Annotated in this window: 18 protein-coding genes and 1 pseudogene; 15 read left to right on the top strand and 4 right to left on the bottom strand. The window is 73.1% G+C overall.

From position 1 onward, the window contains the following. Positions 1-62 precede the first annotated feature (62 nt). The 3 genes from IE317_RS02565 (at position 63) to pdxS (ending at position 3,481) form a co-directional block, all read left to right on the top strand. Positions 63-1,451, top strand: coding sequence for an FAD-binding oxidoreductase (locus IE317_RS02565; protein WP_191306403.1), 1,389 nt, complete (start codon positions 63-65; stop codon positions 1,449-1,451). A gap of 32 nt (positions 1,452-1,483) precedes the next feature. After that, positions 1,484-2,467 carry an ArsR/SmtB family transcription factor gene (locus IE317_RS02560; protein ID WP_191306402.1) on the top strand — a complete coding sequence of 328 codons (984 nt, stop codon included), beginning with the start codon at positions 1,484-1,486 and terminating at the stop codon, positions 2,465-2,467. A 90-nt stretch (positions 2,468-2,557) separates the two neighbouring features. Further along, positions 2,558-3,481 (top strand): pyridoxal 5'-phosphate synthase lyase subunit PdxS, encoded by a 924-nt coding sequence (gene pdxS, locus IE317_RS02555; RefSeq protein ID WP_191306401.1) that lies wholly within the window; start codon positions 2,558-2,560, stop codon positions 3,479-3,481. 4 nt (positions 3,482-3,485) lie between these two features. Here the strand turns inward: pdxS and IE317_RS02550 are convergent, their stop codons facing one another. Further along, positions 3,486-3,821: a cupin domain-containing protein gene (locus tag IE317_RS02550; RefSeq protein WP_191306787.1), complete on the bottom strand. Its 336-nt coding sequence runs from the start codon at positions 3,819-3,821 to the stop codon at positions 3,486-3,488. 70 nt (positions 3,822-3,891) lie between these two features. Between IE317_RS02550 and IE317_RS02545 the strand changes: the two genes are divergently transcribed. After that, the gene (locus tag IE317_RS02545; RefSeq protein WP_191306400.1) at positions 3,892-4,830 is read left to right on the top strand and encodes a GlxA family transcriptional regulator; all 939 of its coding nucleotides are present in this window, start codon (positions 3,892-3,894) and stop codon (positions 4,828-4,830) included. 56 nt (positions 4,831-4,886) lie between these two features. Here the strand turns inward: IE317_RS02545 and IE317_RS02540 are convergent, their stop codons facing one another. Continuing rightward, positions 4,887-5,807, bottom strand: coding sequence for an NADP-dependent oxidoreductase (locus tag IE317_RS02540; RefSeq protein ID WP_191306399.1), 921 nt, complete (start codon positions 5,805-5,807; stop codon positions 4,887-4,889). A gap of 105 nt (positions 5,808-5,912) precedes the next feature. On the opposite strand from IE317_RS02540, the gene IE317_RS02535 reads away from it, so the two are divergent. Further along, positions 5,913-6,866, top strand: a complete 954-nt coding sequence (locus IE317_RS02535) for an AraC family transcriptional regulator (RefSeq protein ID WP_191306398.1) — start codon at positions 5,913-5,915, stop codon at positions 6,864-6,866. Here the strand turns inward: IE317_RS02535 and IE317_RS02530 are convergent. Beyond that, entirely contained in the window at positions 6,836-7,399 is a 564-nt protein-coding gene (locus tag IE317_RS02530; protein WP_191306397.1) for a helix-turn-helix domain-containing protein, read from the bottom strand. The two genes, IE317_RS02535 and IE317_RS02530, sit on opposite strands and share 31 nt — an antisense overlap. 68 nt (positions 7,400-7,467) lie before the next feature. On the opposite strand from IE317_RS02530, the gene IE317_RS02525 reads away from it, so the two are divergent. The 5 genes from IE317_RS02525 to IE317_RS02505 all read left to right on the top strand — a co-directional run bounded on the left by IE317_RS02525 (position 7,468) and on the right by IE317_RS02505 (position 10,803). Continuing rightward, entirely contained in the window at positions 7,468-8,160 is a 693-nt protein-coding gene (locus tag IE317_RS02525; protein WP_191306396.1) for an AzlC family ABC transporter permease, read from the top strand. Beyond that, the gene (locus IE317_RS02520; protein WP_191306395.1) at positions 8,160-8,480 is read left to right on the top strand and encodes an AzlD domain-containing protein; all 321 of its coding nucleotides are present in this window, start codon (positions 8,160-8,162) and stop codon (positions 8,478-8,480) included. Before IE317_RS02525 ends, IE317_RS02520 begins: the two co-directional genes overlap by 1 nt. Positions 8,481-8,746: 266 nt before the next feature. Next, positions 8,747-9,367, top strand: a complete 621-nt coding sequence (gene pdxT, locus IE317_RS02515) for a pyridoxal 5'-phosphate synthase glutaminase subunit PdxT (RefSeq protein ID WP_268246844.1) — start codon at positions 8,747-8,749, stop codon at positions 9,365-9,367. A gap of 41 nt (positions 9,368-9,408) precedes the next feature. Then, positions 9,409-10,164: a YebC/PmpR family DNA-binding transcriptional regulator gene (locus IE317_RS02510; protein ID WP_091310751.1), complete on the top strand. Its 756-nt coding sequence runs from the start codon at positions 9,409-9,411 to the stop codon at positions 10,162-10,164. A gap of 87 nt (positions 10,165-10,251) precedes the next feature. Then, entirely contained in the window at positions 10,252-10,803 is a 552-nt protein-coding gene (locus IE317_RS02505; RefSeq protein WP_191306394.1) for a DUF4262 domain-containing protein, read from the top strand. 9 nt (positions 10,804-10,812) lie between these two features. Here IE317_RS02505 and IE317_RS02500 read toward each other — a convergent pair whose 3' ends face one another. Further along, positions 10,813-11,253 (bottom strand): cupin domain-containing protein, encoded by a 441-nt coding sequence (locus IE317_RS02500; protein WP_191306393.1) that lies wholly within the window; start codon positions 11,251-11,253, stop codon positions 10,813-10,815. Positions 11,254-11,326: 73 nt separating this feature from the next. Here IE317_RS02500 and ruvC point away from each other — a divergent pair, with 73 nt between their 5' ends. The 5 genes and pseudogenes from ruvC to IE317_RS02475 form a co-directional block, all read left to right on the top strand. Continuing rightward, on the top strand, positions 11,327-11,911 hold the full coding sequence (gene ruvC, locus IE317_RS02495) for a crossover junction endodeoxyribonuclease RuvC (protein ID WP_191306785.1): 585 nt from the start codon (positions 11,327-11,329) through the stop codon (positions 11,909-11,911). Next, positions 11,908-12,504, top strand: coding sequence for a Holliday junction branch migration protein RuvA (gene ruvA / locus IE317_RS02490; RefSeq protein WP_191306392.1), 597 nt, complete (start codon positions 11,908-11,910; stop codon positions 12,502-12,504). The genes ruvC and ruvA overlap by 4 nt, the downstream gene beginning before the upstream one ends. An 8-nt stretch (positions 12,505-12,512) precedes the next feature. Beyond that, entirely contained in the window at positions 12,513-13,580 is a 1,068-nt protein-coding gene (gene ruvB / locus IE317_RS02485; protein WP_191306391.1) for a Holliday junction branch migration DNA helicase RuvB, read from the top strand. 119 nt (positions 13,581-13,699) lie between these two features. Beyond that, a complete protein-coding gene (gene yajC / locus IE317_RS02480) occupies positions 13,700-14,104 on the top strand; it encodes a preprotein translocase subunit YajC (RefSeq protein ID WP_191306390.1) in 405 nt (134 codons plus the stop codon). A gap of 236 nt (positions 14,105-14,340) precedes the next feature. Then, positions 14,341-14,862, top strand: a pseudogene (locus IE317_RS02475) (protein translocase subunit SecD); the annotation flags it as partial.

Below are 14,862 nucleotides of genomic sequence, written 5' to 3'. Positions count from 1 at the left end.
ACGGCAAGGCAAGGCCCCCGGGACCAGCCGAATGCCCCGGGGCCCGGGCAGGCGGGAGCGGCATGAACAGGCAGGTGTTCCCGTCGTCGGCCGACTGGGAGCGGCTGCGCGGCCGGCTGACCGGGCCCCTGTTCCGGCCGGGCGAACCGGGCTACGCGACCGCGCGGCGGTGCTTCTTCACGATGTTCGACGACCGGAGACCGGCCGCCGTCGTCGGCGCGATGCGCGTCGAGGACGTCCAGGCCGCCGTCGGCTTCGCGGCCCGGCACGGCTTGCCGGTCGCCGCCCGCGGCGGCGGGCACAGCTACCCCGGCTATTCCACTGTGGACGGCGGGATCGTGGTGGACCTCGGCCGGTTCTCCGGCATCGAGGTGCGCCCGGACGGGCGGGCCGTGCTCGGCGGCGGGACCCGGCTGGGACCGGTCGCGGCGGCGCTGGCCGCCGCCGGCCGCGTCCTGCCCGCGGGCCTCTGCGGAGCCGTGGGCATCGCCGGACTCGCCCTCGGCGGCGGAATCGGCGTGGTCGACCGCAAGTACGGGCTGACGTGCGACCACCTCGAAGCGGCGCGGATCGTCACCGCCGACAGCCGGGTGCGCACGGTTTCGGCGACGGCGGAACCGGATCTGTTCTGGGCGCTGCGCGGCGGGGGCGGCGGGAACTTCGGGATCGTCACCGCGTTCACCTTCCGGACCGTCCCGGCCACCGACCTCGCCACCTACTCGCTGGAGTTCCCGGCCGCCGCGCGGGCCGCGTTGTTCGGCGCCTGGCAGGACTGGCTGCCCGGGATGCCGGACGAGCTGTGGTCCGGCATCGAGTTCGCGCCCGGCCGCACCGCGCTCGCCGGGACCTTCGCCGGTCGCGAAACCCGGCTGGCCGGCCTGCTGGACGACCTCGTCCGCCGGATCGGCACCCGGCCGTCCGCCCGGCGGACCCGGGAGCTGGACCACCTGAGCGCGGTGCGCTCCTTCGACGTCCGGGACTCCCGGCCGGGGCTTCGCGAGGCCTACACCGGCACCTCGCGCATGCTGACGCGGCCGGCCGCCGACCCGGCGGCGGTGACCGAGGTGGTGACCCGCGACCCGGGCGTCACCACGCTGATCGACTCCGCCGGCGGCGCGATCGCCCGCGTCGGCGCCCGCGAAACGGCGTTCCCGCACCGGTCCGCGCTGGCGAGTTTCCAGTTCCTGCACGACGCCGCGCCCGAGGACGGCGGCGAAGCCGGGGCCCGGCGCGCGCTGGCCGCCGTGCGCGACGGGCTGGGGCCGGAGTTCGGCACCACCGGGTACGTCAACTACCTCGACCCGGACCTGCCGGACTGGGCGCAGGCGTACTACGGGGTGAACCTGCCGCGGCTGCGCGCGATCGCCCGGAAGTACGACCCGGACGGGGTTTTCGCCTTCCCGCAAGGGCTCTCCGGGACCCGCTCGACTGTCCACACGGGAGCGTCCTAGACTGCGCCGGATCCCGCCGGCAGGAGGCAGCGTTGCTCGACCTGGCATTCTCCACAGAGGACCTGGCGCACACCCGGTTCGCGTTCTCCCCGGCCTGGGAGATCGTCGCCAGCGTCCGCGTCCTCAACGCCCCGGGGCAGCACGCCCTGCACCTGCCGTGGATCAAGCGCGCCACCGCGGCGCTCGACGAGGCCGGCCTGGACATCGGGCTGCTGCGCGAGCTCGTCCCGCCGCGGCACCTGCCCGGGTTCCTGGCCGGGACGCCGTCGACGCCGCTGCCCGAACTGGCCGACGAGCTGGCCGACCTGCGGGACGTGCCCGCCCGCCTGGTCCGGCGCGAACTGGACGCGATGAGCGGGCCGCGTTCGCCCGCGCTGAACCGGTTCCACCGCGAGCCGGAGGCGGGACTGGAGCGGCTCGCGACGCTGATGGAGCGGTACTGGCAGCTCGTGCTGGCCCCCGACTGGCCGCGGATCCGCGCCCTGCTCGAAGCCGACGTGCTGTACCGGTCCCGGCTGCTGGCCCAGGGCGGGGCCGCCGAGCTGTTCAACGACCTCACCCCGCTGGTCCGCTGGCGGGGCGGCACGCTCACGGTGGCGCACCGGCACCTGCACGCCGCCGTCCCGCTCGACGGGCGCGGTCTCGTGCTGGTGCCCTCGGCGTTCGTCTGGCCGCGGGTGTTCTCGAAGACCGACGCGCGCTGGCAGCCGGTGCTGCGCTACCCGCCGCGCGGGATCGCCACGCTGTGGGAGACCGGCACGGCCACCGCACCCGGCGCGCTGGCCGCCGTGGTGGGCCGCGGCCGCGCGATGCTGCTGGCCGAACTGGCCGCCCCGGCGTCGACCGCCGAACTGGCCCGCCGGACCGGGCTGAGCGCCGGCGCGGTGTCGCAGCACCTCGGCGTACTCCAGGCTGCGGGCCTGGTCAACCGGCATCGTGCCGGACGTCACGTGCTCTACGTGCGCAGTTCGCTCGCGGAAGCCCTGGTCGCGGGCACCGGCGAAGTGGACTGCTGAGATACCCGCGTACTGGCCTGCTTGAAGGGTCCACCGCGGTCCTACCCTCGGACTCGTCACCCCCTGTTCTCCTTGTGGAAAGGCCTCGTCGTGTCCGAGCAGCAGCCCACCCCCTCCAGCGGCACCGTCCAGTCCGTCACCGGCACCGCCAAGGTGAAGCGCGGCATGGCCGAGATGCTCAAGGGCGGCGTGATCATGGACGTGGTCACCGCCGATCAGGCCAAGATCGCCGAAGACGCCGGCGCGGTCGCGGTGATGGCCCTCGAGCGCGTGCCCGCCGACATCCGCGCCCAGGGCGGCGTCGCCCGGATGAGCGACCCCGACCTGATCGACGGCATCATCGAGGCCGTCTCGATCCCGGTGATGGCCAAGGCCCGCATCGGCCACTTCGTCGAGGCGCAGGTCCTGCAGTCCCTCGGCGTCGACTACGTGGACGAGTCCGAGGTCCTCACCCCGGCCGACTACGCCAACCACATCGACAAGTGGGCGTTCACCGTCCCCTTCGTCTGCGGCGCGACCAACCTCGGCGAGGCGCTGCGCCGGATCACCGAGGGCGCGGCGATGATCCGCTCCAAGGGCGAGGCCGGCACCGGTGACGTCTCCAACGCGACCACGCACATGCGGAAGATCCGGCAGGAGATCCGCCGCCTGCAGAACCTGCCCGAGGACGAGCTGTTCGTCGCGGCGAAGGAGCTGCAGGCGCCGTACGAGCTGGTGCGCGAGGTGGCCGAGGCGGGCAAGCTGCCGGTGGTGCTGTTCACCGCGGGCGGCATCGCCACCCCGGCCGACGCGGCGATGATGATGCAGCTCGGCGCCGAGGGCGTGTTCGTCGGCTCGGGCATCTTCAAGTCCGGCAACCCGGCCCAGCGCGCCGAGGCGATCGTCAAGGCGACGACGTTCTACGACGACCCGGACGTCCTGGCCAAGGTCTCGCGCGGCCTCGGCGAGGCGATGGTCGGCATCAACGTCGAGGAACTGCCGGAGCCGCACCGCCTCGCCGAGCGCGGCTGGTGACGTTCTAACCCTCGGGGTAGAAGAGGAACAACGTGCAGCCGGTGGCACTGGCGGGCACGTGCCAGGAGCCGGCCGGGGCGTGCAGGAACGTTCCGGCCGGATGGCTCCGGGCGCCGTCGTCGAAGGTGCCTGCGACGACGTAGACCTCTTCCGGGCCGGGCTCGTGCACGTCCCGGTGCGGCCAGGACGTGCCGGGGTCCATTTCCAGGACGCCGGCGTGGGCGCCGTTCGCGCCCGTCCACAGTGGACGAAGCCGGACACCGGGGAACAGCTCGCGCACGGGAGCGTCGGCGACGGACACGGACGTGTAGCCCTCCTGGGCGAGGATTTCCGGATGCATGGCACCACCGTGCCGGGGGCCGCCGCGGCGGGACAGCGTCCGGAACGACACCGTGGGGTACTTTCCTGCCATGCATCGCGTGGTGGCCCTCGTGCGGCCGGTGCAGTCGACGTTCGAGCTCGGCGTCGCCGCCGAGGTGTTCGGGACCCCGCGGGCGGGGATTCCGGGGCACTACGCGTTCGAGGTGTGCGCCGAGACGCCAGGGCCGGTCGCGACGACGGCCGGGTACGCGATGGCCGTTCCGCACGGCCTCGAGGCGCTGGAGGCCGCGGACACCGTGCTCGTCCCGGGCTGGGCGCCGGTGGAGGCGCCGCTGCCGGCCGGCGTGCGGCGGGCGCTCCTCGCGGCGCACGCGCGCGGCGCACGGCTCGTCACGATCTGCTCGGGGGTGTTCGCGCTGGCCCGCACGGGACTGCTGGACGGCCGTTCGGCGACGACGCACTGGGCGCGGGCCGACCAGCTGCGGCGGGAGTTCCCGAAGGTGAGCGTGGAACCGGACGTCCTCTACGTCGACCACGGCGACGTCGCCACGAGCGCCGGGGCGGGCGCCGGCTTCGACCTGTGCCTGCACCTGGTCCGGAAAGACCACGGAGCCGCGTACGCGGCCCTGCTCGCGCGGCACATGGTGCTGCCGCCGCACCGCGAAGGCGGCCAGGCGCAGTACGCGCCGCCGCCCGATCCGGCCGACGGCGAACTGGACGGCCTGCTGGAGTGGGCCGGTGCGCGCCTCGGCACGCCGTTGTCGGTGGGGGAGCTGGCCGCGCACCTGAACGTTTCCCCGCGGACGCTGGCCCGGCGCTTCGCCGACCGGCTCGGGACGAGCCCGGGCGCGTGGCTGCTGGCCCGCCGGGTGGCGGCGGCGCGCACGCTGCTCGAGGAGACGGACCTGCCGGTGGAGGCGATCGCGGCCCGCGTCGGCCTGGCCTCGGCGGTCAACCTGCGGCGCCGGTTCCGCGAGCGCGTCGGCACCACACCGGGTGCTTACCGGCGGGCGTTCCGGGCGCCGTAGAAGTCGTTCCGGCCGGCGGGCCCCGTGGACGGCGCGTCCACGGGGCCGGTCCGGCTTCAGGGAATGAGCACGATCTTGCCGCGCGAGTGGCGGCGCAGCAGGTCGCGGTAGGCCGCGCGGACCTCGGCGAGCGGGTAGGTGGCGGCGATCGGGACCTCCAGTTCGCCCGCCTCCACCAGCTTGACGAGCTCGCCCAGCACCTCGACGGTCGCGGATCCGGCCATGCCTTCGGCCTTGACACCGGTGCGCGCCGCGCCGGCGAAGTCGATGATCGTGTTGATCCGGTCCTTCGCCACGCCGAGTTCCAGCGCCAGGTCGAGGTAGCCGTCGCCGAAGTTGTCGATGAACGCGTCGACGCCGTCCGGCGCGGCCGCGCGGATCCGGTCCCGGACGCCGTCGCCGTAGGTCACCGGCAGCACGCCGTGCGCCCGCAGCCAGGCGTGGTTGGCCGCACCCGCCAGGCCGATGACGGTGGCGCCGGCGTGACGCAGCAGCTGCACGGTCAGCGAACCGACCCCGCCCGCGGCGCCCGCGACGACGACCGTGTCGCCCGGCCCGGCCCCGACGGCCCGCACGTTCGCGTGCGCCGTGGTGCCCGCGACGAACAGCGAACCGGCGACCTCCCACGGCACCGACGGGGGACGCGGCACGAGGTGCGCTGCCGGGACGGCGACCAGCTCGGCGTGGCTGCCGCGGGTGTCCACCCAGCCGATCACCTCGTCGCCGGGGGACCACGTGCGGACCGCCGAGCCGACCTCCTCGACCACACCGGCCAGGTCGCTGCCCTCGCCGGACGGGAACGTCGCCGGCCAGCGCTCGTGGAGCGCGCCGATCCGGATCGTGTTCTCGCCTGGGTTGATCCCGGCGGCCCGCACGCGCACCAGCACCTCGCCGGCCGACGGCGACGGCCGGGGCACGTCCCGCACCTCGAGGACGTCGATGTCGCCGTAGTTGTCGAACCGCACTGCCTGGGGCATCTCGCCCCTCCTTCCGGATTCCTGGTTGCCGAACCCAGGAAACCCGAGTCACAGGTCATGATCCATGCTGGATTCGCGCGAAAAAATATGCGATCGTCTCATGGCGTGGACGTCCTCACAGATCTGCTGCAGCGCTCGAGGGCCCGCGGCGCCGCGTTCTCGCACTCGACGGCGCGCGGCGATTGGGGCATCGAGTTCCCCACCGGCGCCAAGCTCGCGATCCACGGCATCCTCGGCGGCGAGGCCTTCGCGTGGACCGAAGACCCGGCGCGCGCCCGCCACGTGCTGCCCGGCGACGTCGTCGTGGTCCGCGGCCCGGTGCGGCAGTTCATGGCCCACACGCCGGGCGCCGGTGTCGAGCCGTTCCTGTACCACCCGGCCGACGCGGGCGCGGGCCCGCGCCGCATGAGGTTCGGTGCGGAAGCGGGTGACCCGACCACGTTCTTCTGCGGCGCGTACACCTTCGACGGCGAGCTCTGTGCGGGGCTGCTGGCCGGGCTGCCGGACCTGACCGTGGTGCGCCCGCGGGCCGGGTCGAGCCTGCGGGCGATCCTCGACGTGTTCGCCGCCGAGATCCTCGGTGACGCGCCGGGGCAGCAGGCGCTCCTGGACAGCTTGCTCGACGTCGTCCTGGTGCAGGTGCTGCGCGAACAGCTCGCCGCCGACGTGCAGACCGCGCCCGCGTGGTTCCGCGCGATGGACGCCCCGGCGGTCGGCGCCGCGCTGCGCGCGGTCCACGAGGCGCCGGCCCGCGCGTGGACGGTCGCGGACCTCGCCGAAGAGGCGTCGCTCTCGCGCGCGACCTTCGCCCGGCGGTTCACCGGGCTGCTCGGCGTGGCCCCGCTGACCTACGTCGCCGACTGGCGCATGGCGCTGGCGCGCGAGCAGCTGCGCGACGGCGACGCCGGTCTCGCCGCGATCGCGCACTCGCTGGGCTACTCGTCGGAGTTCGCGTTCGCTGCGGCGTTCAAACGCCACCACGGGACGCCGCCCGGACGCTGGCGCGCGTCGAAGGCGGGCACGGTGCCTCAGATGTACTCGGAGATTTCGACGCCGTAGGTGCCCGGCTCCAGGGCTTCGAAGATGTGCGGGACGTCGCCGGGGTAGCAGATGTAGTCCCCGGGCAGGAGTTCTTCCGGGTCGTCCATGACGCCGATGCGGGCGCGGCCGGCGCACAGCACGATGTGCTCGACCACCCCGCTCATGTGCGGGTCGGAACGCCGGGGCGTGCCCGGCTCGCCCCGCACCACGTAGATGTCGCGGCGGGCGCCGGTGGGGCAGGCCGACAGCAGCGTGCACGCGTAGTCGGAGTGCTCGGCGAAGACCGTCGGTCCCTTGCCCGCGCGGACCACCCGGACTTTGGGGCGTTCCGGTTCGACGAGCCGGGAAAAGGGTACGTCGAGAGCGACGCCGAGGGCCCAGAGCGTCTCGACGCTCGGGTTGCCGGTGCCCGACTCGAGCTGCGAGAGCGTCGACTTGGCCAGGCCGGCGCGGCGCGCGACCTCGGTCAGGGAAAGCCCGGCGCGGGTCCGTTCGCGGCGCAGCGACGCCGCGATGATCTCCAGCGGCGCCCCGGTGGCTTCCTGAGACATGCTGTTCGCTCCATCGGTCGTTCTGTTCGCCTTGACGAACACGGCGGCCTGTGTTCACCATAGAACACATGCGTTCGATATGGCGAACACTCGATCGGGGCCTCGCCCGTGACATCGGCCTGGTCTGTCTCGCCGATTGTCTCGTGGGCGTCTCCTACGGCGCCATCGCGGTGAGCTCCGGCTTCCCGCTGTGGCTGCCGATGCTGATGTCGCTGCTGGTCTTCGCCGGGGCGTCGCAGTTCATGTTCATCGGGATCGTGGCCGCGGGCGGCAACCCGTTCGCCGCGGTGCTGGCCGGCCTGCTGGCCAACGCGCGCCACCTGCCGTTCGGCTTCGCGGTCGGCGACGCGGTGGGACGGCGCCGGGTGACCCGGGCGATCGGCAGCCACCTGATGAGCGACGAGACGGTGGCGTTCGCGATGGCCCAGGACGCCGCCCCGCGCCGCCGCGCGGCCTACTGGGCGTGCGGGCTGGGCATCTTCGTCTTCTGGAACACCGGCGTCCTGGTCGGCGCGTATGCCGGGACGGCGATCAGCGACACGGACGCGTTCGGCCTGGACGCGGCGTTCCCGGCGGTGCTGCTGGCGCTGGTGCTGCCCTCGCTGCGTGACAAGGCGGCCCGGCTGCCGGTGCTGATCGGGGTGCTGGTCGCCCTGGTCGCGACGCCGTTCCTGCCGGCCGGGCTGCCGGTGCTGCTCGCGCTGGCCGGCGTGCTGGCCGGGGTGGCGGCCAAGGATCCCGAGCTGGAGGAGGCCCGCTGATGGACGGGACGGAACTGCTGGTCGCGACCGCGGTGCTGGCGGTGGGCACGTTCGCGTTCCGGTTCGCCGGGCCGGTGCTGCGCAGCCGGGTGAAACTGACGCCGCGGGCGGAGCGGCTGATGGCCCTGGCGGCGGTGGTGCTGCTGGCGGCGCTGGTGGCGGTGAGCGCGCTGACGGAGGGGCACGGGTTCGCGGGCATCGCCCGGCCGGCCGGGGTGCTGGTGGCCGGGGTGCTGGCGTGGCGGAAGGCGCCGTTCGCGCTGGTGGTGGTGGCCGCCGCGGCGACGGCGGCCCTGCTGAGGCTGGCCGGCGTCCCCTGACGGCCCGGCTCGACGTGCGGAAAAGGGCGGCACCCGTGATCAGGCGGGCATCACTCGTGATCCAGGAGGCATCTCGCGTGATCCGAGGGGCATCACGGTGATGCCCGCTCAATCACGGGTGATGCCCCACGGGACACGGGTGATGCCCGCTCGATCACGGGTGATGCCCGCCCGGGCACGCCGGGCCGGGCCTGACCTGCCGGGGAGTGCCCGGGCGAGGGCGTCTAGGCTGATGAGAAGGTCTTTCGGGAGGTCGGGTGGCAGGAGTGTCTTCGGAACCGGTCATCGGTGTGCTCGCCATGCAGGGTGCCGTGCGCGAGCACGTCGCCATGCTGGCCGAAGCGGGCGCGCGCGCCGTGCCCGTCCGCCGGGCCGCCGAACTCTCCGAAGTGGACGGTTTGGTGCTGCCCGGCGGCGAGTCCACCACCATGTCGCGGCTGCTGGAGAGCTTCGAACTCCTCGAGCCGCTGCGAGCGCGGATCGCCGAGGGGCTGCCCGCGTTCGGCTCGTGCGCCGGGATGATCCTGCTGGCGCGGCAGACCCTCGACGGGCGGCCCGACCAGCAGCAGCTCGGCGGGCTCGACGTCGTCGTCCGGCGCAACGCCTTCGGCAGGCAGGTCGACTCCTTCGAGGCCGACCTGGACTTCGCGGGGATCGCCGACCGGCCCGTGCACGCGGTGTTCATCCGCGCTCCCTGGGTCGAGAAGGCCGGTGACGGCGTCGAGGTGCTGGCCACCGTCAGCGGCGTGCCCGGCGTGGACGGCGACACCGCTAGGATCGTCGCGGTCCGGCAAGGGGCGGTGCTGGCGACCGCGTTCCACCCGGAACTGACGCCCGACGTGCGGGTGCACCGGCTGTTCGTCGACCTCGTGCGAAAGGCTGCCTGAGACGCGGTGCCCGGCCGGGGTACGGAACAGATGGAGGAGAGATGAGCGGCCACTCCAAGTGGGCCACCACGAAGCACAAGAAGGCCAACCTCGACGCGAAGCGCGGCAAGCTCTTCGCGCGGTTGATCAAGAACATCGAGGTGGCCGCCCGCACGGGCACCGGTGGTGGCGACCCGGATGGCAACCCCACGCTCTACGACGCCATCCAGAAGGCGAAGAAGAACTCGGTCCCGCAGGACAACATCGAGCGCGCCCGCAAGCGCGGCGCCGGTGAAGAGGCCGGTGGCGCCGACTGGCAGACCATCACTTACGAAGGCTACGGCCCGAACGGCGTCGCCGTCCTGATCGAGTGCCTCACCGACAACCGCAACCGCGCCGCGTCGGAGGTCCGCACCGCTTTGACGCGCAACGGCGGTTCGCTCGCCGACCCCGGCTCGGTGGCCTACCTGTTCAACCGCAAGGGCGTGGTGCTCATGCCCAAGGGTGACGCGGCCGAGGACGACGTCCTCATGGCGGTCCTCGACGCGGGCGCCGAAGAGGTCAACGACCTCGGCGAGAGCTTCGAAATCGTCTCCGAGGCGACCGACCTGGTGCCGGTTCGCAAGGCACTGCAGGACGCCGGCTTCGAATACGAGTCGGCCGACCTGACGTTCCTGCCGTCGGTCAGCGTGCCGCTCGACGCCGACGGCGCGAAGAAGGTCTTCAAGCTCATCGACGCCCTCGAAGACTGCGACGACGTCCAGAACGTTTACGCCAACTTCGATGTCTCCGACGAGGTGCTAGCCGAAGTCGGCTGAGTTTTCCCTTGCGCGGCAACGCTCTCGTGCCCGGGCCGGAAACTTTTCCGGCCCGGGCACTGGGCTGAAGGCGGGCCGTCGGGCACAATGTGCGCCGTGACCTCGACGACCCCCGCCGCTGCCGCCGACATCACCGCCGAGCTGTCCGCGGAAGAACTGCGCCTCATCGAATGGATCGAGGGGCAGGCGAAGGAACGCGGCAACGCCGTCATCAGCGTCGCCGCCGACGACGAAGGGGCAGGCTACTGCTTCACCGCCTGCGCGTGGGCGCTGCACAACGTGCCGGAGGCGGTCGTGGTCGGGCTGCCCGGCCAGATGGGTCAGGTGCTGCTCGACGCCTACGTCGACCGCGCCGCCAACGGCGAGATCTTCGAGGTCGGCAAGCGCTACGACGACTTCTTCGAAGGCGTCCCGGTGGTTCTCGAGCGCGTTCACAAGGGGCACTACCCCGAGTACTTCGGCACCGCGTTCCTCATCTACCCGGACGGCGACTTCCCGGCGCTGCAGCTGATCGTCGCGACGCCGGAGGGCAAGTTCCCCTGGCACCCGGACGCGCCCGAGGGCTTCGCGCGGTGGCAGCCGGTGCTGACCGGGAGCGGCGACCCCGAGAGCTGGACCCCCGGCGTCGATGGTCCCTAGCACCGGCCCCTAGAACTTCCGCAGGTCGGCGGCCGCTTCCGGATACCGCCGGGCCAGTTCCGCGGCGGGCGCGAACTCGACGCAGTCGTCGGTGTAGGGCGGCACGACGACGGTGCCCAGCAGGCTCCACGCGCCACGGGTGACGGTGGCCTGCCACGTCCCGGCGGGCACGACGACCTGCGGGCGCTGCCCGGCGGCGACGTCGGTGCCCAGCACCGGCCGCTCGACCGAGCCGTCCGGGTGCAGCAGCAGCATCTGCGCCGGCGCGCCCGCGTGGTGCGCGTAGACCTCGACCCGGTCGAGGCGGTGCGGCGCGGAGCGTTCGGGCGCGACGAGCAGGTAGTAGATCGCCGACCCGTCGGCCGAGCGCCAGCTCTGCGCCCACTGCCCGCCTTCGACCGGCAGGGGTTGAAGTCCCAGGTGGGTGACGAAATCCGCTGGCTCCGGCATGTCCTCCATCCTGCCGCAGACGCGCCCAGTAGCCTGCAACCTCGAACTGGTGTTCGCGGCGGAAGGAATGCGGGTGCGCGTGCTCGGGGTCGACCCCGGTCTGACCAGGTGCGGCCTCGGGGTGGTCGACGGCGGCAAGGGCCGGGCCGTCCGCTGCGTCGCCGTCGACGTCGTGCGGACGCCGGCGGACGCCGACCTGGCCCACCGCCTGCTCGGCATCTCCGACGAGGTCGAACGGTGGATGGACAAGTACAAGCCGGCCGCGGTCGCGGTCGAGCGCGTCTTCGCCCAGCACAACGTCCGCACCGCGATGGGGACCGCCCAGGCCGGCGGCGTGGTCGCGCTCGCCGCCGCCCGCCGGGGGCTGCCCGTCGTGTTCCACACCCCGAGCGAGGTCAAGGCCGCCGTCAGCGGCTCCGGCCGCGCCGACAAGGCCCAGGTCACCGCGATGGTGATGCGCCTGCTCAACCTCGAAGTCGCGCCGAAGCCCGCCGACGCCGCGGACGCCCTCGCCCTGGCCATCTGCCACCTCTGGCGGGAACCGATGCGGGCCCGGCTCGCCGAAGCCGAGGCCCGCGCGGCCGAAATGGCCCGCACGCACAAGGCCCGGCTCGCCGCGGCCGCGAAACAAGCCAAGCACCCTGGAGCAGCACGATGATCTCGTCGGTACGCGGAGAAGTCCTGTCGGTCGGTCTCGACCACGTCGTGGTCGAGGTCGGCGGGGTCGGCTTCGCCGTGCAGGCCACCCCGGCCACCCTCGCGACCCTGCGCCGCGGGGAAGAGGCCCGCCTGCACACCGCGCTCGTCGTCCGCGAGGACTCGCTGACGTTGTTCGGCTTCGCCGACGCCGACGCGCGCGAGCTGTTCGGGCTGCTGCAGACGGTGTCCGGCATCGGGCCGCGGCTGGCGCTGGCCACCCTCGCGGTGCTGGACCCGGACAAGCTGCGGGCCGCGCTGGTCGAAGGCAACATCACCGTGCTCACCTCGGTGCCCGGCATCGGCCGCAAGGGCGCCGAACGGCTCACCCTCGAACTGCGCGACAAGGTCACCGCGCTCGGCGGCGCGGGCGACGCCCCGGCCGTCACCGCCCCCGGCGCGCTGCGGGCCGAGGTCGTCGAAGCACTGGCCGGGCTCGGTTTCCCGGCGAAGCAGGCCGAGCAGGCCGTGGACAAGGTCCTCGCCGACGGTGACGGCCACACCACCTCCAGCGTGCTGCGCGCCGCGCTGGCCACCCTCGGCCGGAAGCGGTAGGCCGCGCCGTGGAGTATGAAGCGGTGGACGAGGAAGAAGCCCTGTCGGCGTGGGCCCAGACCGGCGACCGCGACGTCGAAGGCACCCTGCGGCCCCGCAAGCTGGACGAGTTCGTCGGCCAGCCCCGCGTGCGCGAGCAGCTGGAGCTGGTGCTGGAAAGCGCGCGCCGCCGCGGCGTGCCGCCCGACCACGTCCTGCTGTCCGGCCCGCCCGGGCTGGGCAAGACGTCGATGGCGATGATCGTCGCCGCCGAGCTCGGCGCGGCCATCCGGATCACCTCCGGCCCGGCCCTGGAACGGGCAGGCGACCTCGCCGCGATGCTGTCCAACCTCGCCCCCGGCGACGTCCTGTTCATCGACGAGATCCACCGGATCGCCCGCCCGGCCGAGGAGATGCTCTACCTGGCGATGGAGGACTTCCGGGTCGACGTCGTCGTCGGCAAGGGCCCGGGCGCCACCAGCATCCCCCTGGAGATCGCCCCGTTCACGCTGGTCGGCGCGACCACCCGGTCCGGCTCGCTGACCGGCCCGCTGCGGGACCGGTTCGGCTTCACCGGCCAGATGGAGTTCTACACCGACGCCGAGCTGGAGCTGGTCGTCCGCCGGGCCGCGACCATCCTCGACATCCCGATCGACCGCGACGGCTGCGCCGAGATCGCCGGCCGCTCGCGGGGCACGCCCCGGATCGCGAACCGGCTGCTGCGGCGCGTCCGCGACTACGCCGAGGTCCGCGCCGACGGCAAGGTGACCCGCGAAGTCGCGCGCGCCGCGCTGGCCGTCTACGACGTCGACGAGCTGGGGCTCGACCGCCTCGACCGCGCCGTGCTCACCGCGCTGACCAGGTCGTTCGGTGGTGGTCCGGTGGGCATCTCGACGCTGGCGGTGGCCGTGGGGGAGGAAGCGACCACCGTCGAAGAGGTGTGCGAGCCCTACCTCGTGCGCGCCGGTATGCTCGCCCGCACCCCGCGCGGCCGTGTCGCGACCGCGTCCGCGTGGGAACACCTCGGCATGGTGCCGCCCGCGGACCTCCCGGGGCGCCCCGACCAGGGCGGGCCGTCGCTGTTCGACCAGGACTGAGCGGCCCGAACCGGCGGGTGGGTGTCGGCGTCCGCGCTGGTACCTGGCACACTTGACCGGAGCACATACCCAAGAACCGGACATTTCGGCTGGGCCCGGTGTCCGTCGAACGGAGAATCATGCAAAGTCTATTGCTGCCCCTGCTGCTGGTGCTCGTCCTCGCCGTGCCGCTGGTGATGAGCACGCGGAAGCAGAAGAAGCAGCAGGCCGCGCAGCAGGAACTGCAGAGCAGCCTGGCGCCCGGTGACCGCGTGATGACCACTTCGGGTCTCTACGGCACCGTCGCCGACGCTTCGGGCGACACCACGATCGACATCGAGATCGCGCCCGGCGTCGTCACCACGTGGCTGCGGCTGGCGGTCCGCGAGAAGGTCGAGCCGGTCGTCGAGACCGAGGAGGACTCGGTCGACGAGGTCGAGGAGACCGTCGAGGAGCCGAAGGCCGTCGAGGCGACCGCCGTCAAGGCCGACGAACCGCAGACCACCGCCCAGGTGGCGCCGCCGCTGGAGCACGGCAAGAAGTAGTCTTCCGCGGCCCTCCGGGGCAGGGGCGGGGAATACCGACGAAAGTCGGTGTGGCCTCGCACGCCGGGCTCACGCAGCACCGAGTAGTGTCTCGGTGCTGCGTGCGTGTCCGCCGTCATACCCGTGCCCGGGAGTGAATCGCACACGATCGGTGAATGCACACAGTCCCTCCCGGTAACCCTCCGGGCGGGCACCGCAACGTGGGGGTCCACCCCGTCCGAGGAGACCGAAGCACCGTGGCAGCTTCAGCCGGGCATCTCCGCCCGGGACGCTATCTCGCCCTGTTCGCCCTGATCGTGATCGTCTTGTACGCGCTGGTGTTCCTCACCGGCAACCACAAGCCGACCCCGAAGCTGGGCATCGACCTGCAGGGCGGTACCCGGGTCACGCTCACCGCCCGCACCCCCGACGGCGGCCAGCCGACCCGCGAGTCCCTGAACCAGGCGCGCCAGATCATCGAACGGCGCGTCAACGGGATCGGCGTCAGCGGCACCGAGGTCCTCCTCGACGGCAACAACGTCGTCATCACGGTCCCGGGCGAGCAGGGCGACCAGGCGAAGAACCTGGGCAAGACCGCGAAGCTGGGCTTCCGGAAGGTCGTCTCGAGCGCCACCCAGCCGGTGGTGCCGCCGCAGACGAACACCCCGCCGCCGGCCACCGGCGCCCCGGCCTCCGGCACGCCGAGTTCCGGCGCCCCGGGCAGCTCCGCGCCGCCGACCGCGTCGAGCGCGCCGCCGTCGTCCCCGGCCGGCGGTGGC

Source organism: Amycolatopsis bullii, assembly GCF_014654205.1.
In the GTDB taxonomy this organism is placed as follows: Bacteria; Actinomycetota; Actinomycetes; order Mycobacteriales; family Pseudonocardiaceae; genus Amycolatopsis; species Amycolatopsis plumensis.
The sequence above is the reverse complement of the archived record's forward strand: the minus strand, read 5'-3'. Positions and strand labels throughout refer to the sequence as shown.